The 26,249-nt window shown below is 60.8% G+C and carries 24 protein-coding genes and 2 pseudogenes; 17 read left to right on the forward strand and 9 right to left on the reverse strand.

Translation table 11 applies throughout. The features are described 5' to 3' along the window. Window positions 1-3 precede the first annotated feature (3 nt). Complete coding sequence (locus C7T36_RS12045; protein WP_239654691.1) at window positions 4-1,017, forward strand: ABC transporter substrate-binding protein; 1,014 nt, start codon at window positions 4-6, stop codon at window positions 1,015-1,017. Here C7T36_RS12045 and C7T36_RS12050 read toward each other — a convergent pair. Then, a complete protein-coding gene (locus C7T36_RS12050; protein ID WP_045066777.1) occupies window positions 992-2,284 on the reverse strand; it encodes an MFS transporter in 1,293 nt (430 codons plus the stop codon). The genes C7T36_RS12045 and C7T36_RS12050 overlap by 26 nt on opposite strands. A 63-nt stretch (window positions 2,285-2,347) precedes the next feature. After that, window positions 2,348-3,307, reverse strand: coding sequence for a prolyl aminopeptidase (pip, locus tag C7T36_RS12055; RefSeq protein WP_045066778.1), 960 nt, complete (start codon window positions 3,305-3,307; stop codon window positions 2,348-2,350). Between the two features lie 150 nt (window positions 3,308-3,457). Here pip and C7T36_RS12060 point away from each other — a divergent pair, with 150 nt between their 5' ends. From C7T36_RS12060 to C7T36_RS12090, 7 genes and pseudogenes are all read left to right on the forward strand, one after another. Then, entirely contained in the window at window positions 3,458-3,868 is a 411-nt protein-coding gene (locus C7T36_RS12060) for a hypothetical protein (RefSeq protein ID WP_033233722.1), read from the forward strand. A 74-nt stretch (window positions 3,869-3,942) separates the two neighbouring features. Beyond that, window positions 3,943-4,401, forward strand: coding sequence for a hypothetical protein (locus C7T36_RS12065; protein WP_033233723.1), 459 nt, complete (start codon window positions 3,943-3,945; stop codon window positions 4,399-4,401). A gap of 2 nt (window positions 4,402-4,403) precedes the next feature. Further along, a complete protein-coding gene (locus C7T36_RS12070) occupies window positions 4,404-5,000 on the forward strand; it encodes a hypothetical protein (protein WP_045065614.1) in 597 nt (198 codons plus the stop codon). Window positions 5,001-5,083: 83 nt separating this feature from the next. Next, the gene (locus C7T36_RS12075) at window positions 5,084-5,704 is read left to right on the forward strand and encodes a TetR/AcrR family transcriptional regulator (RefSeq protein ID WP_033233725.1); all 621 of its coding nucleotides are present in this window, start codon (window positions 5,084-5,086) and stop codon (window positions 5,702-5,704) included. Between the two features lie 8 nt (window positions 5,705-5,712). Continuing rightward, entirely contained in the window at window positions 5,713-6,573 is an 861-nt protein-coding gene (locus C7T36_RS12080; protein ID WP_045065616.1) for a 3-hydroxyacyl-CoA dehydrogenase, read from the forward strand. A gap of 149 nt (window positions 6,574-6,722) precedes the next feature. Beyond that, a complete protein-coding gene (locus tag C7T36_RS12085; protein ID WP_045065618.1) occupies window positions 6,723-7,766 on the forward strand; it encodes a ParB/Srx family N-terminal domain-containing protein in 1,044 nt (347 codons plus the stop codon). Window positions 7,767-7,978: 212 nt separating this feature from the next. Continuing rightward, window positions 7,979-8,245: pseudogene (locus C7T36_RS12090) on the forward strand (sulfite reductase subunit alpha); the annotation flags it as partial. A 197-nt stretch (window positions 8,246-8,442) separates the two neighbouring features. Here the strand turns inward: C7T36_RS12090 and C7T36_RS12095 are convergent. Beyond that, a complete protein-coding gene (locus C7T36_RS12095; protein ID WP_106939717.1) occupies window positions 8,443-9,873 on the reverse strand; it encodes an FAD-dependent oxidoreductase in 1,431 nt (476 codons plus the stop codon). Between the two features lie 293 nt (window positions 9,874-10,166). On the opposite strand from C7T36_RS12095, the gene C7T36_RS12100 reads away from it, so the two are divergent. Beyond that, window positions 10,167-11,342 (forward strand): helix-turn-helix transcriptional regulator, encoded by a 1,176-nt coding sequence (locus C7T36_RS12100; protein WP_045066779.1) that lies wholly within the window; start codon window positions 10,167-10,169, stop codon window positions 11,340-11,342. Between the two features lie 109 nt (window positions 11,343-11,451). Here C7T36_RS12100 and C7T36_RS12105 read toward each other — a convergent pair whose 3' ends face one another. Next, complete coding sequence (locus C7T36_RS12105; protein WP_045065624.1) at window positions 11,452-12,099, reverse strand: TetR/AcrR family transcriptional regulator; 648 nt, start codon at window positions 12,097-12,099, stop codon at window positions 11,452-11,454. Window positions 12,100-12,274: 175 nt separating this feature from the next. Between C7T36_RS12105 and C7T36_RS12110 the strand changes: the two genes are divergently transcribed. The 6 genes from C7T36_RS12110 (at window position 12,275) to C7T36_RS12135 (ending at window position 20,052) form a co-directional block, all read left to right on the forward strand. After that, window positions 12,275-13,663 (forward strand): NAD(P)/FAD-dependent oxidoreductase, encoded by a 1,389-nt coding sequence (locus tag C7T36_RS12110; protein WP_045065626.1) that lies wholly within the window; start codon window positions 12,275-12,277, stop codon window positions 13,661-13,663. Then, on the forward strand, window positions 13,660-14,814 hold the full coding sequence (locus C7T36_RS12115) for an EstA family serine hydrolase (protein WP_045065627.1): 1,155 nt from the start codon (window positions 13,660-13,662) through the stop codon (window positions 14,812-14,814). The genes C7T36_RS12110 and C7T36_RS12115 overlap by 4 nt, the downstream gene beginning before the upstream one ends. Continuing rightward, entirely contained in the window at window positions 14,811-15,851 is a 1,041-nt protein-coding gene (locus C7T36_RS12120) for an NAD(P)-dependent alcohol dehydrogenase (RefSeq protein WP_045065629.1), read from the forward strand. Before C7T36_RS12115 ends, C7T36_RS12120 begins: the two co-directional genes overlap by 4 nt. Window positions 15,852-15,912: 61 nt before the next feature. Then, entirely contained in the window at window positions 15,913-17,532 is a 1,620-nt protein-coding gene (locus C7T36_RS12125; protein WP_375128911.1) for a class I adenylate-forming enzyme family protein, read from the forward strand. Then, complete coding sequence (locus tag C7T36_RS12130; protein WP_045065633.1) at window positions 17,529-19,274, forward strand: amidohydrolase family protein; 1,746 nt, start codon at window positions 17,529-17,531, stop codon at window positions 19,272-19,274. The genes C7T36_RS12125 and C7T36_RS12130 overlap by 4 nt, the downstream gene beginning before the upstream one ends. A 1-nt stretch (window position 19,275) precedes the next feature. Further along, the gene (locus tag C7T36_RS12135) at window positions 19,276-20,052 is read left to right on the forward strand and encodes an SDR family NAD(P)-dependent oxidoreductase (RefSeq protein WP_045065635.1); all 777 of its coding nucleotides are present in this window, start codon (window positions 19,276-19,278) and stop codon (window positions 20,050-20,052) included. A 1-nt stretch (window position 20,053) separates the two neighbouring features. Here C7T36_RS12135 and C7T36_RS12140 read toward each other — a convergent pair whose 3' ends face one another. From C7T36_RS12140 to C7T36_RS12150, 3 genes are read right to left on the reverse strand one after another with little or no spacing between them, the layout of a single operon-like run. Next, complete coding sequence (locus C7T36_RS12140) at window positions 20,054-20,533, reverse strand: carboxymuconolactone decarboxylase family protein (RefSeq protein WP_045065637.1); 480 nt, start codon at window positions 20,531-20,533, stop codon at window positions 20,054-20,056. Then, window positions 20,514-21,647: a dihydrodipicolinate reductase gene (locus C7T36_RS12145; RefSeq protein WP_045065639.1), complete on the reverse strand. Its 1,134-nt coding sequence runs from the start codon at window positions 21,645-21,647 to the stop codon at window positions 20,514-20,516. Before C7T36_RS12145 ends, C7T36_RS12140 begins: the two co-directional genes overlap by 20 nt. 51 nt (window positions 21,648-21,698) lie before the next feature. Next, the gene (locus tag C7T36_RS12150; protein ID WP_045065640.1) at window positions 21,699-22,370 is read right to left on the reverse strand and encodes an NUDIX hydrolase; all 672 of its coding nucleotides are present in this window, start codon (window positions 22,368-22,370) and stop codon (window positions 21,699-21,701) included. Window positions 22,371-22,397: 27 nt separating this feature from the next. Between C7T36_RS12150 and C7T36_RS30530 the strand changes: the two are divergent. Further along, window positions 22,398-23,225, forward strand: a pseudogene (locus C7T36_RS30530) (ADP-ribosylglycohydrolase family protein); the annotation flags it as partial. Window positions 23,226-23,366: 141 nt separating this feature from the next. Then, the gene (locus tag C7T36_RS30535) at window positions 23,367-23,876 is read left to right on the forward strand and encodes an O-acetyl-ADP-ribose deacetylase (RefSeq protein ID WP_239654692.1); all 510 of its coding nucleotides are present in this window, start codon (window positions 23,367-23,369) and stop codon (window positions 23,874-23,876) included. Window positions 23,877-24,216: 340 nt separating this feature from the next. Here C7T36_RS30535 and C7T36_RS12160 read toward each other — a convergent pair whose 3' ends face one another. Further along, window positions 24,217-24,891, reverse strand: a complete 675-nt coding sequence (locus C7T36_RS12160; RefSeq protein WP_045065642.1) for a YoaK family protein — start codon at window positions 24,889-24,891, stop codon at window positions 24,217-24,219. A 52-nt stretch (window positions 24,892-24,943) separates the two neighbouring features. After that, on the reverse strand, window positions 24,944-26,248 hold the full coding sequence (locus C7T36_RS12165) for a diacylglycerol kinase family protein (protein WP_045065643.1): 1,305 nt from the start codon (window positions 26,246-26,248) through the stop codon (window positions 24,944-24,946). Between the last annotated feature and the right edge of the window lies 1 nt (window position 26,249).

Genomic DNA, 26,249 nt, shown 5'->3' on the forward strand with positions numbered 1-26,249 from the left:
CCCATGTTGAGCCGCCGTGCCATGTTGTCGGTCACCTTCGCCACTGCAGCAGGTTTTGTCCTTGCTGCCTGCGGTGACAGTGCGAATGACGAGTCCACTACGAGCGCCGAGGGCGGCCACGCCGAACCGGGCGCCTTCCCTGTCACGATCGATCACAAATTCGGGTCCACCACAATCGAGCAGGCCCCCAGTCGTATCGCAGCTGTCGGTATCGGTGACGCCGATGTCCTACTTTCCCTCGGGCTGACGCCCGTCCTGGTCCCGGTGTGGAAGGGCTCAACCGACGACGGAATCGGTGTCTGGGCCGACTCGGCCGTTCAGGGCGCTGAGCCGACACCATTGGCCAACGCCACCACCGAGTTCGATATCGAGACGATTATCGCTGCGGCTCCGGACTTGATCATCGCGGTCAACAACGCGATCGACGAAGACCTGTACAAGCAGCTCAGTGCAATCGCACCCACGGTGCTGCACGCTGCCGATCAGACCGATTGGGTTCTGCCCTGGCAGGAAGTGACAACCCGTATCGGTACTGCCGTGGGCGTTCCCGCACAGGCCAAGCAAGAGGTGCAGGACGTCCAGGATCTGATCACTCGCACTCGCGCCGAGAACCCTCAGTTCGAAGGCAAGACAGCAGCACTCGTCATTCGGTGGAGCGACGGCAATCTGCGCGCATTCAGCCCCGAGGCCGCACGGGCTCAGCTGCTTACTCAGTTGGGGTTCACGGCGCCTGCCGCACTGAAGGAGCGATTTGCGGGCAAGCTGAACTACGAGATCTCCGCCGAGAACTACGACCTTCTCGAATGCGACTACCTACTCTTCGACAACTACGAGAAGGCTCGCCCCGAGATGGAGACGCAGGCTGCGTTCACCAATTTGAACGTCGTGAAGTCCGGTGGCCTGATCAGCTTGGACCCCATCGTCAGTGATGCGGTGTCCATGCCGAATCCACTCACCATTCCGTTTGTCCTGGAAGACTTCGTCGCGAAGATCAATCAGACGATCGCGGCTCGATAGCCTTCGTTCGACCTGACCACACCCACAACGCCACAGCTGACACGGCCACACAGACCGAAACGATCACCCACGGTGACGCCGGCGCTGCGTGGCCGTTGTCGACGAGGTCGTACACAAAGCCGACTCCCACCGTTCCCAGCAGCGCAAGCAGCCCTCCGATCGTGTTGAGCATGCCGAAGTGCGCCCCGAGATTGCTTTCACGGCCGAGGATCGCGATGGTGTCGCGCATCGGTGGCACCATCAGCATCTGACCCAAGTGGAGCAGTCCGATCCAGAGCGCCAGCCCGACTATCTGCGTCGACGCCGACGCCTCGGTACTCACACCGGTAGCCAGTGGCACCAGGAACGAACCGGAAATCAGCACCAGCCCGAAGGCGATCGCTCGGCGATGACCAATGCGGTGAGCCACTGCAACCGTCGGCCCCTGCCCCACTATCACCAGTATCGCCGCGCCCACGTAAAACCAACCGAGCGCAGACTGGGACCCGATTCCGCGCTCGAGTTGTTCGGGAAGCATCAGGTACAGCTGGCTGTAGGCAACCAACTGAAAGCTGCACAGGGTGGCGAAGATCAGGAAGCTTTTGTTGGTCAACACACTTCGCCACACGTCGCGCAGCGTATAAGTCGACACCGGACCCTCGTGCGCGTCGCCCGGACGGGGAAACCAGACGAAGAACCCCACCCACATAATCGCGAACAACAGGGCTGCCGCCGACGCCGTCCACGAGAACGGAAACACCAGCAGAGCAGCACCGAGCGCCGGACCGATCACGGTTCCCAGTCGGCTGCACATCTGTTCCACTGCAAACAAATCGGTACGACGCATGATGCCCGAGGACTCGAGTTCGCGACCGTATTCAGCGTTGGCCGACTCCACCGCCGGAGCAAAGAGCGCAGCGGCAAATCCCACCAGGAGTACTCCGACAATCACGGCGGCCATACTCTCGGCCAATCCGAGCATCAAAAAACCGACTACTCGAACGGCGATGCCCAACAGAATGATCGGACGCTTACCGAATCGGTCGGCGAGGCTTCCGCCGATGAAGAACATGCCCTGCTGACTGAACATGCGTAGCCCGAGAACCAGGCCGACAATCCATGCCGCAAAGCCAAGATCTTCCGAGAGATGTACCGCGAGAAAGGGCACAACGAGGTAGAACCCGATGTTGAACAACACCATCGACAGAAGCAGTAGCTTCACAACTGGCGGTAGAACGCGAACCTTCGCGAAGGTCTTACTACCGGGGAAACGCGTACTGAGCACCACAACCGAGAACACTATTGCCCGAGCGGGCTTCAGTGGAAATTACCTGCCCGGAAATGACGTGCCCTACGCGGAGCGGCCAACCGCATTCAGCGCTTCCACTATTGCCTCGTTGAATCCACCGCCGCCGTGACCGGCGTCGCCCCGAACCACCAATTCACTACCCGGCCAGCTTTTGTGAATCGCCCAGGCAGTATCGAGCGGCCCGGAGACGTCGTAGCGCCCATGTACGAGAATCGCCGGTATCTCTGCGAGACGATGCATTCCGTCCATGATCTGATTGGGCACGAGGAAGCAATCGTGGCTCCAGAAGTGCGTCACCAATCGGGTGAACACCCGCCGGAAGTCCGGATTTTCGTATCGCTTACTCGGAGTCCACCCTGGCATCAGCGATACATGTACGTCTTCCCACCGGCACCACTGAAGCGCAGCATTTTCCCGCACAAAAGGATTCGGATCCGCAAGCAACCGCGCGTACGCCGCCGGAAGGTTTCCGTCACGTTCATCCATCGGCACCGGCTCGATGAACTCCTCCCACTCGCGAGGGAACACTCTGCCCATGGCGCGGGTGATCCACTCGATTTCGGTGTTGGTGCCACCGGTGACCGCACCCAACACCATCGCGATCACACGCTCGGGAAAGGCCTGCGCGTACACCAGCCCCAAACTGACGCCCCAGGAAAGACCGGTGACGATCCATCGTTCGATACCGAGATACTCGCGCAGGCGCTCGATATCGTCGAGGATGTGGGCCGTTGTGTTCACCGTGAGATCGACGTCGGGCCCGTCCGCCAGCGGGCGGCTACGCCCACAACCACGTTGATCGAACAGGACGGCGCGGAAAATATCGGGGTCGAAGAACCGTCTGGCGCCGAGCGTGCACCCCGAACCCGGCCCACCGTGGAGATACAGAACCGGAACACCCGTAGATATCCCGACGCTCTCCCAGTACAAGGTTTGCCCGTCCGAGGTGTCGAGCATCCCTGATTCGTACGGATCAACCGGAGGAAACAAGTAAGCACTCATGGATCGATCCTGCCATCCGAGCACCCGTCGGCGAACATCGACTTTCCAAAAACATTGTCCACCAGAATAATTCGACGACCCGTCAGGCGGCATGTTTCGCTCACCGATGTGCGGGATATGCAGCGAGAACGGCCGACGGGTGGAGAACTCATGAAACGAATGATCGCAGCACTCATCGTCGCGGGTGCCCTCGTGTCCCTGCCCGCCTGTGGCAATGACGACACAAACACAGAGACGGCAACCAGAACCAGCAACACTGCCGAATCTACGACCGTTCAAATCAGCTCCGTCACCTCCACCGCCGATCTGGGAATGATCGACCAGGCAAAACTGGCAGCATTTGTTGTGGCCTTCCGCACCGCCTACGCGGATCTCTCTCAGGATCGCGACGACGAAAGCATCCAGGAAATTGTGTTCAGCTCGTGCAACGCCATCGCCGACGGTGCGACCGAGCAAGAGGTCACCAAGGAGATCCGGGATCTCGCCGCGAACGACGGCACGGAAGCGACGCAGACTCAAGCCGAGCAGATCTACAAATTGGTGACACCAGCCTGCCCATGACGAGCACAGCTAAAGCACTTGTCGGCCCGGTGGCCTACCGTGTGTAGGACATCGCATCGACGGGAGCACACCACATGCGTGAAGGTTTTCGCTTACCCGGCTACGGCGGTGCCGCGGTTTTCCTACGCAGCCACGCTGTTCCGGCTCGGGTGCTCGACACAGCGGCCCCGATCCTGGTGTTCGACGTAGGATTGCTCAGCCCCGACGAATACAACCAGTACCTCAGCCGACGTGCCGACGACGGGTTCGTGGAACGGCTGTCGACATTCTTCTTCCACGCCGCGGCCGACTTCCACCCGGAGCTGTCACTGCCAACTTTCAGTGACGAGACCCTCGGCTTGACGATCTCCGTCCGCTCCAGCACCGATCAGCGCGTCGAACTCGAATTCTCGCTTGCCGGAGACGCGACCGGATCGGACTCCGAACGCGATGAAATGGGCTTCGAGACAAGCAGAGTCGTCCTCGCTACCTCAGCTCAATCGGTTAGCCGACTCAGTGGTCGGACGAGCTCGCATTTCGACGGGGAGGCGTAGCCATGGGATTCCTGTTCGAACTTCTCGATTTCCCCGACGGCAGTCGGATGACGGATCTGTGGAACAACACGTGGGCCGACGAAGCGAAGAGTGAAGAGATCGCGTCGGGTCACTTCATTCACCTCGGCGACGATCAGCACGTCGACGTCGAAGCCGACTTCCTGAGTAGCCATCTGCCGTTTCACGTCGCCGGATTCGGCGGAACCTTTCCAGACGGCAAACCCTGGATGTTCATCATGCAGAAAGCACCGGCCGATATCGCGATTCTCCTTCGCGGACAGGAAGATCCGCACTTCATGCTGCGCGAAGCACTCGACCGCGCGATGGAATTCAACCCCGATGCCCTAGTCGCAGAGGAGATGTCCTGGCATCACGGCGATCTCGTGAACATCTACGAGGACGAAGGTGTCCTGGCCTCCGCTGCCGAAAACTGGTCGGTGGCCGATCTGCTGCGTGGACTTCTGGCGCAATGTTGCGGGGTGGACTTGACCGACATTGTCTCGGGATTCCCGGACTGCGCTTTCCCGGACACCGCGCACGCGTGTGAGGACGATGTTTTCAGCGACATCTTTGCGCGATGGGTTGCCGGCCTGCAGTGATGTGACGAGGTAGACAACCACTCGAAACATTTCGGAGTAGACTCATTTATGAGCGTGATCCGAAATGAAACGAGGTGAGCGGGATGACGAAGCCAGACCACGAGTTGGGTCGTCGCGAACGCAACAAACTCGAGAAACAGACACGCATCTTTGAAGCCGCAGCCGAACTGTTCGCAGAAAAGGGCTACAGCGCGGTCACAACACAAGAAATCGCCGACCGCGCCGATGTAGCCGGCGGCACCCTCTTTCGTTACGCCGCAAGCAAAGCCGAGCTACTGCTCATGGTCTACAACGCGGAGTTTCGGAAGCAGATCGAACTGGGAGAAGAACGTGAAGCCAAGTCGACGGACACGGAAACCCGTGTACTCGAGCTTGTTTCACCGCTGCTGATCGCCAGCCGCCGAAACGACGAGAACACCGGCATCTATCAACGAGAAGTGTTGTTCGGCGAGCCGACCGAATGTTTCCGGGCCGAAGGCCTGGAACTGTCGCAGCGCCTGCAAGCGCGGATTGCAGCGATCTTGGCCGAGGCTCATCCCGACCACACCGCCCACACCACCACCGCAGCTCGAACAATTTCGAACGTGCTGCATTTCGAGATAGCCCGCGCGGCCTTGGACCGGATCACGGCTGACGAACTCACGAACATCGTTGCCGCACAGGTCCGATTGACGCTTGCCGGACTACCCACCGAAAAGGATTGAGGATCACAATGTCTGAACTGAAGCAGATCACCGTTCTGGGTACCGGGGTTCTCGGCTCGCAGATCGCCTATCAGACCGCGTACCACGGATTCGACGTGGTCGCGTACGACATCAACGCGGAGGTCATCGACAAGGCCAAGGCCCGGTTTGCATCGTTGGCCGCCGCCTACAAGGCGGAGAACGTCAAGGGCGCTGCCGAAGGCAAGGCTGACGAAGCGCTGCAACGTATTACGTACTCGCACGATCTCGCCGAAGCCGTGGCCAAGGCCGATCTGGTCATCGAGGCGATTCCCGAAGACATCGGCATCAAGCGCGATACGTACGAGAAGCTCGCTGCAGTAGCTCCGGAACACACGGTGTTTGCGACCAACTCCTCGACGCTCCTGCCGAGCGATCTCAAGGAGTTCACTGGTCGCCCCGAGAAGTTCCTGGCTCTGCACTTCGCAAATCACGTGTGGGTCAACAACACTGCCGAGGTCATGGGCACCGAGTCCACCGACCCCGCCGTGTACCGAGAGGTTGTCGAGTTCGCGAAGAACATCGGCATGGTGCCGATCGAGCTCAAGAAGGAGAAGGCAGGTTACGTACTCAACTCCCTCCTGGTCCCGCTCCTCAATGCTGCCTCCGACCTACTGATCGACGGCATTGCCGATCCCGACATGGTCGACAAGACTTGGCGTATCGGCACCGGGGCCCCGTTCGGGCCCTTCCAGATCATGGATGTCGTCGGGCTGACCACCGTCTACAACATTTCCTCCCAGGGCGGCGAGAAGCAGCGCGAATTCGCTGACTACATCAAGAAGAACTACATCGACGAAGGCAAGCTCGGCATCGCAGTCGGCGAGGGCTTCTACAACTACAAGAGCTGACACCACAGGCACTCTCAACGGTGGCCGCTACGTGAATTCACGTGGCGGCCACCGTGCGGTCGCCTGTTGGCAGTATGCCCGAAACACTTCTGAGCGATTGTGGCGCAAGCTTCTTCACGTGTGACCACATCCTCAGGAGACTTCCCTACATGCGTCGTTCCGCTATCTCGGCTCTCACTACGCTGGCGCTTCTCGGCACCGGAACATTGGCCGGCACACCCGCCGTCGCCGCTCCGCTCGCGTGTGGCGGTATCTCGACTGGTTCATTCTCCGGCTCGGCCGGCGGTTCGGAGTACCTGTGTGCGCAGGAAGGTGACCTTCTCGACGTACGCATCGGCGACGTACACGCCACGCAGCCTTCCCTCGGATACGACGAGGTGTACTACAAACTCGGTCGATACACACTCGGAAAAGACAAGATCAACAAGAAGTTCGACGACTGGTGCGAAGCCAACGGTCAAATTGAGGCCGAAACAGCCTCGGAGACATCATCACTGAAGGATCCGGCATCCTTCACCTGCGCACAACCGGTCGGCTCGGAAACCGCCGAGAGCATCGCGCCCATGAAGACAGTTGTGGTCGGGCCACGCGGCGAGCTCTACCTCACCGACGGACACCACACCCTCACGTCGTTCTACGAAACACCGGACGGCGGCCCTGACATGCACGTTCGACTGCGAGTGCTCGGCAACCTCAGCAACCTGAGCGAGTCGGCATTCTGGGCCGAGATGGAGAAGAACAAGTGGGTGTGGACGCGCGACGTCGACGGCAACCAGGTTTCGGTGCAGTCATTGCCTAAGGGCGTCGGCCTGGCCAACTTCGCCGACGACAAGTACCGCAGCCTCCTGTACTTCGCCCGCGACATCGGCTTTGCGCCCGGCTCGATCCCGTTCCAGGAGTTCTACTGGGGTGCCTGGGTTCGCGACGCCTCGCCGGTCGATCTGAGCGGCTGGAACAACAACGATCTCACCAGCTACCTCAGCACCGTCAAGTCCGTGTCACAGGCTCAGACTGCATTGCCCGGTAACGCCGTCGTCGACAGCGGTTTCACCGCCAGCGATCTTGGCGTACTGACCGCCTGGAATGACGGGAAAGCGGAATCGAAGGGCGAGTTCGCCAAGCTGTCGAAGCCGTACTCGGATGAGAAGCCGGGCAAGATCGCCTACTCACTGGCCTACAAAGCAACCCTCTGACCTGCAACGATGAATTTCACATCGATGAAGCTTGACTAAGGCTTCACTCAGTAATCTGATCCCATTCGGGTGTCGCTTCAGCGAAGCAGCGACGCCTTGCCCTGACGGATACATGCCGTCATATCTGCCCAGACGAACCATTGCCGGGCAGCCAGGTGTCGTTTTCCCAGGCAGGCGGCATCTCCCCCGCAGCGCGGGCGCTGTTCGAGTACTTCTTCGGTGATCAGCATCAGTCGAGTGACTTCATCTACGAGGACGAACTGAACGGACTGACCCGCGACGGCGTACTGACGCGCCTGGATCTGGCCCTCTCGCGTGATCAGTCCGAGAAGATCTACGTCCAGACTCGTATGCGCGAGCAGGGCCGGGAGTTGCTTGCCTGGCTAGAAAAGGGCGCCCACGTGTACGTCTGCGGCGACGCCACCCGGATGGCAAAGGACGTCGACGACGCGTTGCGCGAGGTGGTCGCCGAGCACGGTGTTCGACACCCACGGGTCCAGTTCCCACACCACCTACCTGACGCGGCCTCCGATCGCCTCGCCTTCGAAGCGATACGAACCGCCCCCAACCGAATCAGCGGTCATGGACGTCTGGGAGGACGTCATGAGCAGCATTTCTGCAGCATCCCGACGCCCGAAGTACTATCGGTGAACCGCGACTGCGACGTGCTCGGATATCAAAGTGGTCCGCATCTGACGTCAAAGCGCTCACGAACGGCGCCAAGTGTCTGCCGATGGTGTTCCCGGTCCTTGTGATGCGTCCGCATGAATCGGAGAGTTTCAAGCATCCTGCGCGGAATGGGGTACCAACGATCGAAGTTGAGACCGCAGTTCAGGAAGACCTTGTTCGGGACGGCGTCGAAGATGAGGCTGAGGTTGTACTGACCAAGCGTAAGTGCTGTCCAGATCAAGGTCTCTCTGGACTTGCGGGCCAGATCTTCACCATCGAGCTCGTAGAGTGGTGCCTCGTCGAGCTTGCCGAGGAACAACAGGTGGGTCAGAAAGTAGCTGGCGAACGATGAGAATCCAATCGTCACTGACCGCGTATTGATCGACAATGTCGTACCGTAAGTCGAAATATAGGGTTCGTATTCAGTGTCATTCCGGAGAAGATAACCCGAGCAGTTCACCAGCCAGCTCCCGGGCTGTATGAGCCTCGTTTCTCCACTGCGATATAGGATTTCGAGTCCGTCGGGCTGGTCGATCGCGTCGTCAAAGTACTCCATGTCGACAGTGTTAAGTCCGGACGAGATCGTCGCGGCCTCCGATTCCGAGAGCAGTCCGTTGAAGAATCGTCGTGATGGCTGGATCGGTTCCAGTCCGTGGGTTGCCTGAAACCAGTCCCTGACCTCGTCCTCGTTTGTGCCATCGAATCGAAGCGCGATCTCATTGAACATGCGGGTTGGTAGCGTTCCCTTCCACAATCGTCGGGCACCGTTGGGAAACATGTCGTCCCTGTTGATGAAGTACGTTCCGGCCCCGGCGATGACGTTGACTTCCCTGCCCGGGTATTCGGTTACCGCTGCGTAGGCGGTATCCATTGCCGTTTTTCCGCCGCCGACGATCCAGATCGGCGTATCGCTTGCATGCATCTCCTCGCTTCGGATGTCGAAGAAATCCGGCGATACAGAGTGGATCTGTTCACTCGATACCGACAGCGGTTCGTTTGGGTTGACCCCGAAGCCATTCGCTTTGATGACGCGCGTTGCGGCGATCGCAAGGCGTTGTCCTGTTTCCGATTGCGCAGTGATGCGATTGCCATCCGCCGACTCAGCGTGGGAATCGACTGTCCACCCGAAGTACTCGATGACTTGAACGCGTTTCTTGATGACGTCGAGGCAATGCGTGAAGTGATCGAGAACCTCGGGCTTGGTCGCCAAATACGATCTCTCTTGGCCCAAGGTCCACTTGATGTTTCCGGCGGTGAACAGTGGGTGGGGCTGGTGCAACCGAATGTAAGGGTAGGTGTCGCTCCACATCCCGCCGGGCCGGTGGCGTCGGTCGATGAGAATGATCTTGTGGTCGCGCGATAGATACTGTGAAGCGACCGCTGCAGCATTCAGTCCCGCGATCCCGGCGCCGACGATGCAAACATCGCACTGATCCATGAGTGGCCCTGATAGTGCTGGACTTGGACTATTCATTTCAACCTGCCTAGCTCGGAGTGTGCGGAGCGGTTTCGACTGACTCGACCAGGAGAGTGATCGTGATCTCCTTGGAGTTTCGGGTCGCAGGTTGATCTGTCAGCGCCCCCGGTCGGGCATCGTGATCGAATCCGGGTTCGGGATCCACCACCAGCACATCACTCGCTGTCGGCTTTGTCCTCGTGCAAACAGATGAGATCCGCGATAATCGAATGGACACGCGCGACGCCGCACACCTGACCCCACAGGGGTGGTCGATGATCACAGTTGACGAATTCTCCCGGCTCGTGGCCGCGATCTACGCATCGGCCGTCGATCCTGAACACTGGAATTCGACGCTTGCCGATTTTGTGCGAGCCTTCGACGGTGTCGGTTGCGGCCTGCTGACCTCGGGACCGACCAACCGGAAATCCGACGTGATGGTAAAGCAGATAGGTAAAGATCCTTCCGCGCTATCGACCTACAACGCCTATTACGGTCGGCTCGACTATGTGGCAGAAGCCGTGGAGAAGTCTCCGATCGGCCATATCCACACGGGGACCGAACTGATCCTCCCCAACACGAACACGGAGTTCTATGCCGACTGGTGCCGCCCCAACCGCTTCGGCGATGGCCTGTTCGTCCGTCTGACCGGAGGCAATTCCAGTGCGTGGCTGGGGATTGCCGCATCCAGGGACTCGGAGCCGTTCGGAACCCCTGATCGACTCAGACTGATCAGGCGGTTGGTTCCGCACCTACAACAGGCGATTCACACCGAAGCGAAACTCGTACACCTCAAGCAGGGCGAATGCGCTCTCTCTACCGCACTCGAGCAGGTCGAGCGCGGTATCGTGATCATCGGACTGGATGGTCGGATTATGCGGCTCAACTCCAGAGCTGAGACAATCCTCGCTTCCGGTGACGGCCTACATCTCGGTCAGCATGGGTCCATTGGAGCGTCGCTCGCTCGTACCGATCGAAAACTCCGAGACCTCATGTACCTCGCGACGGACTCACACGATAACCGGGTTCCTCGCGGCGGCACACTTTCCTGCCCTCGCCTTTCCGGGCGCTGCGACTATGCCGTTCATGTAGTTCCTCTCGCCGCGGACATCGCCGGAATCGGCACGGTCGGACTGGGCGAAGCGCGAGCCGCCGCACTCATCGTGATCGACGACCCGGATCGCGAAACCGATTTGGACACAACCGCATTGCGCGAGTTGTACGCACTCACCGGCACCGAGTCGGAAGTCGCCCTGCGCCTAGCACAGGGCGACAGGATGGAGCTGATTGCCGAGAATTTCTCCGTCTCGATCACCACAGTCAGGACCCACCTTCAGCACATCTTCGACAAGACCGGCACGCACCGCCAAGCCGAACTTGTGCACCTTCTCCTGTCCGCCGGTCCAACTCTTCACGACAATGTTCAAGGCCGCTTCAGGCGGCTTCCGTGACGAACAATCCGATCCAGGCCGAGAAGCGCCGAGCCCAGCCGGAGAACTTCTCACCGGCACAATCAGAGTGGAGATCGACCCGAACTAGCGACAGGCCACTACTGCTCGTCTACTGCTCGTCGCGGCTCTTCGACCCCGGCAACAGGGCCGGGAACCAAATATCGGTCAGGACCTCCGCTGCCTGAACCCGGGTCACGTCGATGGTTCCCTGAACCGCCCAGCGGGTGAAGAAGCGCTCGAGTTGGCTGACCAGCAGTTCGACGCGCAGCCGAGCCTCGTCGCGCTGATCGGACGGCCACCGCTCGAGATATTTCGGCATCGCATTCGGCAGCTGTGTCATCCCGTCACGCGCAGTGATCCGGAATTCCGGCTCGAGTGCTACCGCCTCGTCCCATGCCGGCAGCAGCCTCTTGTTCTCATCGAACCAGTCGAATGCCCGCTCCAACCACGCGGTGAATTCCGCGCGCGAATGTGTGTCGAGCACACGGTCGAGATCAATGTAGAAAGTGAACGCACTGGCGGCCATACCGGCCTCGCCGATGGTCTTCAGCATCGCCACCTTGCTGGGGAAATGCACGTAAAACGTGGCTCTACTGCATCCAACAGCCGAGGCGATGTCGTCGACCGTTACTGCCGCGTACCCGCGTTCTTCGAACAAAATGCGAGCAGCGTCCACGAGTTTGGCCCGCGTCGCGCGCTTCTGCTCGTCCCGCAGGGTGCCCCGCTTGCCTTTTCGACCATCCGTTGCCGTGCTCACATCAACTACCTTCGTTCACTTTGCGCAATCTGGCAAATCGCCGACTCATCGTCATCGAGCAACATTGCGTCACTCATTGACACAACGTCAGCCAATGATGCACTATGACTCAAGTCACTTTCCGGGCTTCGACTCTTCGTCTCGATGCCCGGATCAGAACAGAAAGCGATGGCGTATGAGCCCCACGAATTTGCCGAGAGTCTGCATCATCGGCGCCGGACCGACCGGAATCACGACGGCCAAGCGAATGAAGGAATTCGGAATACCCTTCGACTGCTACGAAGCATCCGACGAGGTCGGCGGAAACTGGTACTACAAGAACCCCAACGGCATGTCGGCCTGCTACCAGAGCCTGCACATCGACACCTCCAAGTGGCGATTGGCATTCGAGGACTTTCCCGTCTCCGCGGACCTACCCGATTTCCCGCACCACTCCGAACTTTTCCAGTACTTCAAGGACTACGTCGAGCATTTCGGCTTGCGCGAGTCGATCATCTTCAACACCAGTGTTGTTGCAGCAGAACGTGATGCAAACGGACTCTGGACCATTACGCGCTCAGACGGCGAAGTCCGCACCTATGACGTACTGATGGTCTGCAACGGCCACCACTGGGACCCCAACATCCCGGACTACCCGGGCGAGTTCGACGGCGTCCTGATGCACAGTCACAGCTACAACGACCCGTTCGATCCGATCGACATGCGCGGCAAGAAGGTTGTCGTGGTCGGAATGGGCAACTCCGGCTTGGACATTGCGTCCGAACTGGGGCAGCGATACCTCGCTGACAAACTCATCGTCTCGGCGCGCCGCGGCGTGTGGGTGTTGCCGAAATACCTGGGCGGAGTGCCCGGAGACAAATTGATCACCCCGCCCTGGATGCCCCGCGGTCTGCGCCTGTTCCTGAGTCGCCGATTCCTCGGAAAGAACCTGGGAACCATGGAGGGCTACGGACTGCCCAAGCCAGACCACCGCCCCTTCGAGGCCCATCCGTCGGCCAGTGGCGAGTTCCTGGGACGCGCCGGGTCCGGCGACATCACCTTCAAGCCGGCGATCACCAAACTCGATGGCAAGCAGGTTCATTTCGCGGACGGCACTGCTGAGGACGTCGACGTAGTCATCTGCGCAACCGGTTACAACATCAGCTTCCCCTTCTTCAGCGATCCGAATCTTCTGCCGGACAAAGACAATCGATTCCCGCTCTTCAAGCGAATGATGAAGCCCGGAATCGACAACCTCTTCTTCATGGGACTGGCTCAGCCCATGCCGACACTCGTCAACTTCGCCGAACAGCAGAGCAAGCTCGTCGCGGCCTACCTGACCGGTAAATACCAACTGCCAACCCCCAGCGAAATGCAGGAGATCACCAAGGCCGACGAGGCGTACTTCCTCGCCCCCTATTACAAGTCTCCTCGCCACACCATTCAGCTCGAGTTCGATCCCTACGTCCGCAACATGAACAAGGAAATCGCCAAGGGCACCAAGCGCGCCGAGGCTTCCGGGAACAAGCTCCCCGTCGCGCCGCGTGCCGCAGCACACGAACTCGAGAAGGCGGATCGCATATGAGCCTGGTAAATGGCCACTGCAACAGCGAGTTCGAGGCCGTCTACAACGCCTTCGAAGCGCAACTGGCGTCCGGTGAGGAACTGGGCGGTTCCATCGCCATCACCGTCGACGGAGAATCCGTCGTGGACATCTGGGGTGGATACACCGACGAATCCCGCACCACTCCTTGGGGTTCCGACACCATTGTGAACACCTTCTCCATCACCAAGACCATGGCAGCACTGTCCGCGTTGCTTCTTGTCGAACGCGGACAACTGGACGTCTACCAGAAGGTCGCCCACTACTGGCCCGAGTTTGCGGCAAACGGCAAGGAAGACATCGAAGTTCGTCACCTGCTGTCGCACACGTCGGGAGTCTCGGGCTGGGAGCGCCCGATCGAACTGAAGGATATCTACGACCTCGAGACGTCCACCGCCCGCCTCGCCACCCAGGCGCCGTGGTGGACGCCAGGTACGGCGTCGGGCTATCACGCGATCAACTACGGACATCTGATCAGCGAAGTCATCCGACGCATCGACGGGCGGACCCTTGGCAGGTTCTTTGCCGAAGAGCTTGCCGGCCCGCTGGGCGCCGACTTCCACATCGGCACGTCCGCAGAGCATTTCGGCCGAATCGCAACTCTTGTTCCGCCGCCGGCGCTGGAATTCGATCTGTCCACGCTCGACCAGGACAGCATCTTCATCAAGACCCTGACCTGCCCCTTGCTCGACTACCCCGAGGTCAATACCGCACCCTGGCGCGAAGCCGAAATCGGCGGGGTCAACGGCCACGGAAACGCACGTTCGATTGCACGAGTTCAATCTCTGATTTCGTGTGGCGGTGAACTCGACGGCCAGAAGTTGCTCTCGCAGAGCACTATCGATCTGATCTTCGAAGTCCAAGCCGATGGTATCGACCTCGGGATCATGACTCCCCTCAAGTTCGGTATCGGCTACGGACTGCCGCACCCGGATACCGCACCACTCGTTCCAGGCGGACGCGCGTGCTGGTGGGCCGGCATCGGCGGCTCGATGCTCGTCAATGATCTGGACCGACGGATGACCTTCGCGTACGTCATGAACAAAATGGCACCGGGCCTGATCGGGTCCGACCGCAGCAACGCCTACCTGAGCGCTGCGTACAACTCCGAGATCAGCGAGGTCAGTTCATGAAGGCAGCTCAGCTCATGGGGCCTGGTCTCCTCGAGATCAACGACGTGCCGATCCCCGAGATCGGTCCGTCGGAACTGCTGATTCGGGTGGGCGCAGCGGGAATCTGCCACTCCGACCTGCACCTGCTGCACTTTCCGTACAAGATGCGCGAAGAACCGCTGACAATCGGCCACGAAATTGCCGGAACGATCGAAGCCGTCGGGAGTGGCGTCGACGGCCGTTCCGTCGGAGAGCGTGGCGTCGTCTACCTGTGCTGGTCCTGTGGACAGTGCCGAGAATGCATGAGCGGCAACGAGAACATGTGCCTCGCTGCCGGACGAACCGCAATGCCTCCCTGTCCCGGGCTCGGTCCCGAAGGCGGTATGGCCGAGTACGTGAAAATCCCGGCCCGCTCCTTTGTCCCCATCGGAGATCTCGACTTTCTCCAGGCCGCACCACTCGCCGACGCAGCGCTGACCAGCTACCACGCCATCCGTGGCGCTCGTGAGCATCTGCAGCCCGGCGCCACCGCTGTGGTGATCGGAGTCGGCGGACTCGGGCATGTTGCAGTACAGATACTTCGGGCAGTCAGTGCAGTGCGCATCATTGCCGTCGACGTCGGCCAGGATCAACTGGACCTGGCGAAGCGTTGTGGGGCCGACATCACCCTCGAATCAGGGCCGGACACCGCGCGACAGATCCTGGACCTCACGTCGGCCCGAGGCGCAGAAGTCATCTTCGACTTCGTCGGTATTGATGCCACGGCGCAGATGTCTGTCGAATCCGTTGCGCCCAACGGCGCTTACCGAATGGTCGGCCTCGGTGGTGGAAACCCCGGAATCACCGCAGAGGCTGCCGGCGGACCTGGCTGGCCGTGGGGTGCATCGGTCCGGAAGTCGTATGGCGGCACCAGAAACGACCTCGTCGATTCCATCGCCCTGGCGCAGGCCGGTCTGGTAACGGTAGAAGTGGCCCGCTTCGACCTCGCTGATGCCCGCGACGCACTCGATCGTCTCGAGCACGGCAAGGTCACCGGACGCGCAGTGCTCGTACCCTAATTCTCGAAAGGTGCTTCACGTGACCACTCCCGCTGATACACAGGCATACATCGCGTCCGTCATGGCAGGCCTGACCGGCCCCGGTGGACCTTTCGAAATGGGCGTCGAAGACGTTCTCGGTAGTTCGATGCCCGTCATGAAGAACCGTGACAAGTCGCTGGGAGACGTACTCGCAGCGTCTGTCGACTACGGTTCACGCGACTACCTGGTGACCAAGGACCGACGCTTCAGCTACCTCGAACATGGTGCGGCCGTTGCCGCTCTAGCCACTGCGCTGCGCGAACAGTACGGCGTCGGCAAGGGCGATCGTGTGGGCATTCTTGCCGCCAACACACCGGAATGGGTGATCACGTTCTGGGCAGCCCAGGCGCTCGGAGCCATCGCCGTCGGTTTCAACTCGTGGTGGGTGGCACGTGAGGTGAAGTACGGCATCGAACACACCACACCTACCGTGGTGATCGCCGATGCCAAGCGCGCGCAGATTCTTTCCGGGTTGGGCACCGATATTCCGGTGCTCACCATGGAAGAGGATTTGCCGGCCCTGATCGAGAAGTTCTCCGGATCACCGCTTCCCCGTACCACGGTCGACGAGGACGATCCGGCCGTCATCCTGTACACGAGTGGAACCAGCGGACGCCCCAAAGGAGCTGTTCACACCCACCGAAATGTGTTGGCGGTCATCGATTACCACCGCTACAGCGACCGTCTCGCTGCGGCCTTCACCGGGCAACCCACCGACGGACGACCGAGCGACTTGCGTTATCTGTTGACCGCGCCGCTGTTCCACATCGCAAGCCTGCACAATCTGGCGGTCCCTCGACTGGCCACGGGCGGCGCCGTGGTCATTCATCAGGGCGCCTTCGACGTCGACGAAGTCCTCTCACTCGTCCAGCGCGAGAAAGTCACCAACTGGGCTGTCGTCCCCACCATGGCAAGCCGTCTGCTCGAACACGGCAATCTCGAGAAGTACGACCTGACGTCACTGAGCGCATTTGCATTGGCTTCAGCGCCGTCGTCTCCGGCCTTGCAGGAACGTCTACGGGCACAACTGCCTTTTGCGCAGCACGCTCTGGTGGACAGTTACGGACTCACCGAATCCTCGACCGGAATTTCGGTTGCGACGCCCCCGGAACTCGCTGCATTTCCCGGAACTCTCGGCCGCCCGATCATCGGTGTGAGCGTGGAGGTTCGCGACCCCTTCGGTGTTGCGGTCCCAGATGGCGAGGAAGGTGAAATCTGTGCGCGTAGTCCCTATGTGATGTTGGGATATTGGAACGACGAGGCGGCCACTGCGGCTGCCATCGCCCCCGACCGCTGGCTCAGGACCGGCGACTTCGGAGTTCTCGAAGACGGTCGCCTTCGACTCACCGGGCGCAGATCCGACCTGATCCTGCGCGGCGGCGAAAACATCTATCCCCTCGAGATCGAACAGTGCCTCGACGAGCATCCCGCTGTGCTCGAATGCGCCGTGATCGGCGTTGATTCGACAGACCTGGGCCAGGAAGTTGCTGCCGTCGTCGTTCTGCGTGACGAAGGCGCCGCGACGGAAGAGGAACTACGCAGCTATGTCGCCGAACGACTCGCTTACTTCAAGGTGCCGGTGAAGTGGCAACTGAGCACAACTCCTCTGCCCCGCAACGCAACCGGAAAAACCATACGTGCAAAGGTGGTTATCGCATGACCTACGACGCCGTGATCAACAACGGATTGTGGTTCGACGGCACCGGAGCCAAACCGGCAATCCGCAACCTGGGAATCCGGGACGGGCGAGTCACCGCCATCTCGCTCGACCCCCTCGACGAAACCGATTGCCCCCGAGTCATCGACGCCCGGCGAAAGTGGGTGATCCCGGGAATCGTCGACATTCACACGCACTACGACGTCGAGATCCTGGAAGGGCCGGCGCTGAGCGAATCCCTGCGACACGGGGTCACGTCGATCTTTGTCGGATCGTGTTCCCTGTCCACCATTCACGCCAGCCCGTCCGATGCAGGCGATCTCTTCGGACGCGTCGAAGCAATCCCACGCAAACACGTCGTCGAAGCACTCACGAGGGCCAAGACCTGGAACTCCGCGCGCGAGTACATCGCCGCACTCGAGTCACTTCCGTTGGGCCCCAATGTCGCAGCCTTCATCGGACACTCCGACATGCGAGCTGCCGAAATGGGGTTGGACCGTGCAACGCGGAAGGACGTGCATCCCAGTGATGCCGAACTCGCGTCGATGGAAGCGCATTTGACCGAGGCACTTGACGCCGGCTTCGTCGGAATGTCCGGCCAGCAACTGCTGTTCGACAAACTCGACGGTGAAACCTGCCGCTCACGCACCCTGCCGTCGACGTATGCAACCACGAAGGAACGACGCCGACTCAACGCGATCCTGCGTCGCCGGGGACGGGTATTTCAGGCCGGACCAGACCCCACCAATCCAGTGAGCACCGGTGCCATGGCATTCACCAGCGTGGGTCTCTGGCGTAAGCGACTCAAAACGAGCATGCTCTCGGCAGCAGACATCAAGTCGAACAAGTTTGCCGTGGCAATTCTCGGACCGCTGGCGCATCTGGTCAATCGACTCGGCGGTGACCTGCGCTGGCAGCATCTGCCTGTGCCCTTCGAGGTGTATGCCGACGGAATCGATCTGGTTGTCTTCGAGGAGTTCGGATCCGGGGCTGCGGCACTGCATCTGACCGACGAGATGGAACGCAACGTTCTGATGCAGAGCGCGGAGTACCGTCGACAATTCCGCAAGGACTACGACCAGAAGTTCGGCGTCAAGGTGTGGCACCGAGACTTCTTCGACGCCGAAATCGTTTCCTGCCCAGACGATTCTTTGGTGGGTAAGACCTTCGGCCAGGTCGGCGTCGAGCGTGGCAGCATCCACCCGGTCGACGCGTTCCTGGATCTGGTTCTCGAGCACGGCACGAAGGTTCGTTGGCGCACAACCATTTCCAACCACCGTCCCGAGATCCTGGACAAGTTCGCTCAGGACAACGGCGTGCAACTCGGATTCTCCGACGCCGGAGCACATTTGCGCAATATGGCGTTCTACAACTTCGGCCTACGACTACTTCGCCGCGTGTACGACGCCCAGAAGATCGGCCGGCCCTTCATGACGGTCGAGGCAGCAGTACATCGTCTCACCGGCGAACTTGCCGAGTGGTACGACGTCGATGCGGGGCACCTTCGATTGGGTGACCGCGCCGACCTTGTCGTTATCGATCCCGCTCATCTCGACGATTCGCTCGAGGCTTACGCCGAGAGTCCGGTTGTGGAGTACGACAACCTCTCTCGCATGGTCAATCGTAACGACGAGACCGTAACCGCCGTATTCGTCGGCGGCGAGTACGTATTCGGCGAGGGTGAAGCAGCACCGGTCCTCGGCAACCGCCGAACCGGAAAATTCTTGAAAGCAGGTGCCCATTAACATGTCCAGATTTGCCGGCAAGACCGCGGTCGTCACCGGCGCAGCCTCGGGGATCGGCGCGGCGATTGCACTGCGCCTCATCAGCGAAGGTGCGCGCGTCGCAGGCATCGATATCTCCGAGGGCGCACTGAAGGAGATCGCGGCCCAACACGACGGTTCCTTCCTCGCCGCACCGGCCGATGTGACCAAGGAGTCCGATGTCGCCGAGGCCATTGCCGCTGCGGCAGCGGAATTCGGTGGGATCGACATCGCATTCAACGTTGCCGGAGCGTCGAGGGTGGGACAGATCGTCGACCTCGACGAAGCGGATTGGGACTTCACCATCGATTTGGTGCAGAAGGGTGTGTTCCTCTGCACCAAACACGAAGCGCGCCATATCCGTGAGCACGGAAGGGGTGGAGCGATCGTCAATGTCTCCTCACTCAACGCCCATATTCCGAGCCCGTACGGAAGTGCATACGCCACCGGCAAAGCCGGTGTCGAGATGTTCAGCAAGAATGCCGCGATCGAACTCGCGGCGTCGGGAATCCGTGTCAACGCGGTTCTCCCCGGTCTGGTCGACACCCCACTGGTCGCGCCGGTGATGGGTTACGAACCCGCTCGCGACATGTTCCTGGATCGAATCCCCATGGCCCGAGCGGCAACTCCCGAAGAGATTGCCGCTCCCTGCCTGTATCTCGCGAGCGACGACGCCACCTACATCACCGGAACATCACTGGTGGTCGACGGCGGTTGGGAAGTGTCGAACTACCCGGATCTGACAAAACTCGGTAACTGAATCAATTTCCGGGCAGCACGCACTGCGTGTCGAGGCCGAGGACGTGGTTGAGCCGGCCGAAGGCCAACCACGATCCGAGGCACATGCTCAGTTCCACGATTTCGGCCTGAGAGTAGTGGGCAGTCATGCGTTCCCAGAACTCGTCGTCCAGTCCGTGATGATCGAGTGCGTACCGCTCCGCGTATTCGGCGGCCAGCCGTGTCCTGTCGTCAAAAGCATCGGTGGTTCGCCAGTCGGTGACGGACTGCGCAAAATCGGATTCGACAGTTGCACCGTCGCGTTCGGTTCGCCAGTCCTGGCAGAAGATACAACCGTTGATCTGAGCGATACGCAGCCGAGCGGCCTCGAACTCTCGCAGACCGAGAGTGGTGTCGGAATACACCTTTTGGGAGAACGCGGCTGCGGCGGGACCGATGCCCGGAACCATCTCACCCCACACGTAGCCGATCGGATTCTTGCCCTCAGGGATGTCGATGTTCATATTCGGTCCTCCAGGTATCGGCGCCGAGTTTGCCGACGCCTGGGGTGAGTGGGACGTCGAGCGCGTCGTACAAGCCAGGTTCGGCGGCCCGCAACCACGGGATCGCATTGACGAGACGCCCTACAGCAGTGGCATTTCCACCAGCCGCGCGATTTCCACCCTCGTCGGTGGCCTCGACGTTGATCTCAATTCGTGGGCGGCCTTCGATGATGACCTTGTGCACCCCGTCCCCATCGCCCGGAGGACACGGCCAGTCAGGAGCACACGACGGGTGAATCCGGGTGACGTGTTCGATGACGATCAACGGTTTGCCGTCGACAATTCCCTGAACTTCGAATCGCACACCGCCCTGGGTTCCGGCGGAAAAATCACCCATGTGCTCGGTGGTCACCGTCTCGTCGAGAGCCCGGCGCAGCAGGGTCTCACTGATGCCGTCGAGTTCGACTCCCAACGCGCGCGCGATGAGCCGAATCTGTCCTCCCCACACCATCGTTGGGACACCCGACGCAACCATGGGCGGTTCGTACTCCATCGGCTGACCCATACCGACGAGGTAGCGCACCGAATCCGGCTGGTCGTACGTCGTGTAGTCGAAAATCTCCTGACACCGAATCTGGTCGATAGTTCCGGACAGGCCCGTGATCATCACCGGCAGAATGTCGTTTCCCCACCCAGGATCGACGCCGGAGACGAACAGCGCGCCGCCGCCGGCCTTGGCTGCGGCCAGGACGGGATCCCGCACTTCGGGCGGCGCCGAACGGTGGTCGTACAGGGCGTAGACCGAGGGCGTCACCACGACAGCGCCGCCGTGTAGCGCGCGCATGATGTCCGCGGTGGCATCGTCCGGCCGGATCTCACCCGAAGCTGCGTAGACGACGGCGTCGGGAACAGTGGCAAGAACGGCGTCGGCATCATCGGTGGCAACCACACCCAACCGGTAGCCGAGTTGCGCGAGGTCTCCCGCATCTCGGCCGACCTTGTCGGGATTTGCGACTACGACTGCGCAGAGTTCGAGCGCCGGATTGGCGGCGACGGCCCGAATCGAGGCACGGCCGACGTTTCCCGTCCCCCACACAACCGTCCGGATCTTCGCCTCGATGTCGCGGTCATCCATAATTCGGACAGTACCCATTCCGGGGTAGTTGTCACGGCCGAATGCGCGAATCTACCCGGTGAGGAAAACCAAGGCTTGCGGCGGGAGAGTCGCGCCGGGGCTGCGCCGATACATCTCAGCCGGCCTGCCCGTAGTAGCCCTCACGTATTCCCCGGTACTGACCAGCGCGTCGACAACATGACGCCGGAAGCTGTCCTTCTGCAATTCACGATCGAACACCACCTCGTAGAGTTGCCGCAGTTGGGGGACGGTGAAAGTGTCGCCGAGGAGACCGGCCGGGTCGACGGCTTCGGCAAACCGGCTTCGGAGGTCGGCAACTGCCAATCCGACTATCTCGGTGTGGTCGAAAGCCAGGTCCAGGGCACCGTAGGCATCGAGGAGGATCGCGTCGACCGGCAAGTCACCTTCCGGCAGCGCGGCAGCGTGCGCAACCGATAAGACCCATCCCCTGTCGTCGCGATTCGGGTTGTCGAGAATTGCCAGTTGATGGAACTCCGCATCTACCATTCCCGCTTTGGAGTGCAAGGCCCGATCTGCTGCGGCAGTGAGTAATTCGCGCTCATGGAGAAAGGTGCCGGGCAAAGCGAACTTGCCCAGCCGATGCTCGACTACAAGCACTTTGAGGGCAGCGTCCGAATAGGTCAGAACGGCGACGTCGACGGCGACCGACGGCCGCGGATAGTCGGTTAACGATTTGTCGCTCGCGTCTGTCCATTCATTCACTCTTGCATATTAGCTCAATCATGATCTATGTTTAGCGCAAAGTTGAGCAAAGGGGTTGACGTGAGGCTGAACGCACTACAGACCGATCGAGCGGCGGGGGTACTTCTCGGCACGGCAGCCGGCGACGCGCTGGGCGCCGGATACGAGTTCACCTATCCGAAGGCCGAGGTTGTCATCGACATGATCGGCGGCGGTCCGTTCAAGTGGGCGCCGGGTGAGTGGACGGACGATACCTCGATGGCCGTAGCCATCGCCGAAGTCGCCGCAACCGGGATCGATCTTGCCAGCACCGAGGGCCTGGATGCCGTTGCAGCGCAGTTCATTCGGTGGTACGACTCGAAACCCGAAGATATCGGCAATCAGACCCGGGCCGTACTGTCCGCCCGCTCTCCCAACGCAGCGGATATGGCGACTCGTGCGAAGGCGGTCAGCGGACTCAAGGGCGGCAACGGTTCGCTTATGCGCACCGCGCCGGTTGCGCTGGCTTACCTTGACGACCCCAAAGGTGCTGTCGATGCCGCGTGGAAGATCGGCGCACTCACGCATGACGATCCACAGGCCGGCCAAGCCTGTCAGATATGGACCCATGCCATCCGCCACGCAGTGATCCACGGAGACTTCAACGGCGTCCGCGACTACCTGACCGTCGCCGATCAGGAGGTGGTCGATTATTGGGGACCACTGCTCGACCAGGCCGAAAATGGCAGCCCGCGAGACTTCTCCAAGAACGGCTGGGTGGTTCACGCACTCCAGACGGCATGGTGGGCAATAACTTCCACCGACAGCAGCAACACCGAACATCTGCAGCACGCGCTCGAAGCCGCGGTCCGAGCCGGCGGCGACACCGACACGACTGCCGCAATCGCCGGCGGCCTACTCGGCGCCCGTTGGGGAGCGTCGGCGATACCGGAGCGGTGGCGCCGCATCATGCACGGGTGGCCGGGGTATACCTCCACCGACTTGATTCGTCTTGCACTCAACACCACAGGAGAAGCAATGCCCACCATCTCCGTCGTCGAAGGTGACATCACCACCCTGGACGTCGACGCAATAGTCAACGCCGCCAACACCGCTCTCCTCGGCGGTGGGGGCGTCGACGGCGCCATTCACCGCGCCGGCGGTCCGGAAATCCTCGAAGAATGCAAAGCTCTGCGCGCCTCCAGCCTGCCCGACGGCTTGCCGGTGGGCTCAGCCGTAGCCACCACAGCAGGAAAGATGAAAGCACGCAACGTGATCCACACCGTCGGCCCGCGATACTCACGTTCGCAGGATCGGTCGGCGCAGCTACGATCGGCGTACACGCAAAGCCTCGCCGTGGCCGATTCCCTTGGCGCCCAGACCGTCGCCTTCCCGCTGATCTCTTCGGGCGTCTACGGCTGGCCCAAGGAAGACGCTGCAAAACAGGCAGTTACGGCGATTCACTCAGCGCATACCGCTGTGGACAACGTCATTCTCGTTGCCTACGACAAGCCGTCGGCGGATGTACTGCGGCGAGCACTCGAGTAGCGGCTAGCGAACCCTCATCCGGCGGTTCAACTGCCGACTCCCGAAGTCCAGACCCGCACCGTCACTGGTGGCCAGTGCTGTCAGCACAGCGGCGACGAGCAGCGATATGACTACGACACCCATGATGCGCACCTCGTTCGGACTCGAGCGGAAACACTTTTCTGAAAAAAAGTATATGTAACTTAGGGTTACGTGCAATGTGTTGTCACTCACCTCGACCCGGCGATCACGCTCCACGTCACATCAGTCCTGGGTAATTCGTAGCATCAACACCGTCGGAGTTGGCCACACCGGAAGAGATGCGATGCTCGAAGCGTGTGGGGCACTGCGCGTCGGAGTGTCAGGAAACCGAGGATCTGTTTCCGCGTAGGGGCGTCACGCGCCATGCCACAGCCGTCAGGGCGGCAGCAGTTCCCGCTGCCGGCCAGAGAGCGTGAGTGCCGATCCACCGATGTGCAAGCGCTCCCAGGACTGCACCGCCGATCAGACCCGCACACATTCCGAAGTGTTGCAGCCACGCCCACCGCGGGCCGCCCAGGAATGCGCCCGTCAAACGTTGGCCCATTTTCACCAGGGCACCCGTCATGTAAGTGACGCCGATGGTTACCTCGCCGTCACGCTGGAACACCGAATTGACCGCGCCCATGGACAAAGCCATTGCGGTGACCGCGCCGGGAACGATGTCGAAGCTACCTAGTATCGCCCCCAGTACCAACAATGCGGTCACCACCGATAGCACGGCGACCTTGCGTGTCCGAACCGAATAGCGTTCCGTGACATACGTGATCACCGTGCCGAGCGCGATACCGAGCAGGAAGAGCACAATCACGGCCGCGGGCACTCGGGCGGCGGCCCACAAGCCGTCGGCGATCGAGACGCTCATCTGAGTCATATTGCCGCTCATGAACGATACGAACTGTCCGCTGAGAAAGATGAAGCCGATCGCGTCGACGTATCCGGCCAGCCCGGCAAGCGCTATCGCCAAACCGATGAGTGATCTGCTGTATCCCGTCACCCGAAAAGCCTGTCACAGTCGACCATGAACCATGCAGTCGCAACCGGACGGGTTATGCGTCGAGCGCTGTGAATCCTGCCAGTTGACGCAATCTCACCAGATCTACTTTCCGCCGCGGACGCGTCACCCCCGGTCGGTTGCGTGGAACTCGAACCCGAAGCGCGGCGGGCCGGACCTCGCACCGCACGGGGACCGGGAAGATCAATGCTTCACCATCGACGCCGACAGGAATCTCCGGCCGGTCGGCGTCGACGATCACCTCTAATGCCGTGGCTTGCGTCAGTCCACGCCGATGTGCGCGGCGAAGCAACCCGAGGGCCTGCCGCGGGCTGTTGACCGACAGCGCGACAACGCCGAGTGTTCCCAGGTCCAACCGCGGCCGTTGCCCGAGTCCGGCAAGGTCATCCGTCTCGTACGGGCCGTTGCTGACCAACACCGCTTGTGGTGACTCGATGACGCGGTCCTGAACGTGCACGACAAATTTTGCGCCCTGCTGCTCAGCCAGGACATCCGGGAGCATCCGCACGACCGTACTGGTCTTGGCATCGCGATACGACGGATTCTGCACCACTTCGGCATACGCGCCGAACGACGCGTTGTTCACAAACGGTCGATCACCCACAGTCCCCAGATCTACGTAGATGTCGACGCCGTCATTCAAAGCGTCAAGGCATCGCGACGGATCTTGGAGATCCAAACCGAGATCCGCGGCAAAATGATTGCGTGTACCTGCGCTGATCACCAGATAGGGCAACCCATGTTCCGCGGCGACCGCCGCCACCAAGGCCTGTGTTCCGTCGCCTCCCGCGACACCGAGTAGATCAGCCCCGTTGTCGACGGCCTTGCGCGCCACGTCTGCCACGTCAACCGGGTGGGCGGCGTCGAGAACGTATACCTCGGCACCCAATTCTCGAGCCTTGTCGATCAAACCGAATTTTCCGACCTTCCCGCCGCCCGAATTTGGGTTCATCACGAAGAAGGGCCGTTCTGCAGGGCTCGGAGGATGTTCCGGCACAGGAGAACCCGACTCATCGTCTTGCAGGGCAGCCCGAGCGCACAACGCGGCCACAATCAAAAAGCCGATCGTCACCAACACCACCGCAAGCAGATTCGCCCGGATCAGAAAGACGAGCACCACTATCGGCGTCAACACCCCGATTGCCAGAGCGAACCAGCGTACAAACCCGCGACTGGTGAGAAACCAGTACGCGGCAACCACACTCACCACCACAGCTCCGACGCCCATGATCAACAACATCAGCGTCTTCAAGCCGGCAAAGACCAGCAGAACCACCACTGCTGCGAATGCCGCGACCACTGCCGCCCTGGCCAACCATCGTTGCTTGCTCGTTGCCATG

The organism is Rhodococcus sp. AD45-ID, assembly GCF_003023755.1.
GTDB classification, from domain to species: domain Bacteria; phylum Actinomycetota; class Actinomycetes; order Mycobacteriales; family Mycobacteriaceae; genus Rhodococcus_F; species Rhodococcus_F globerula.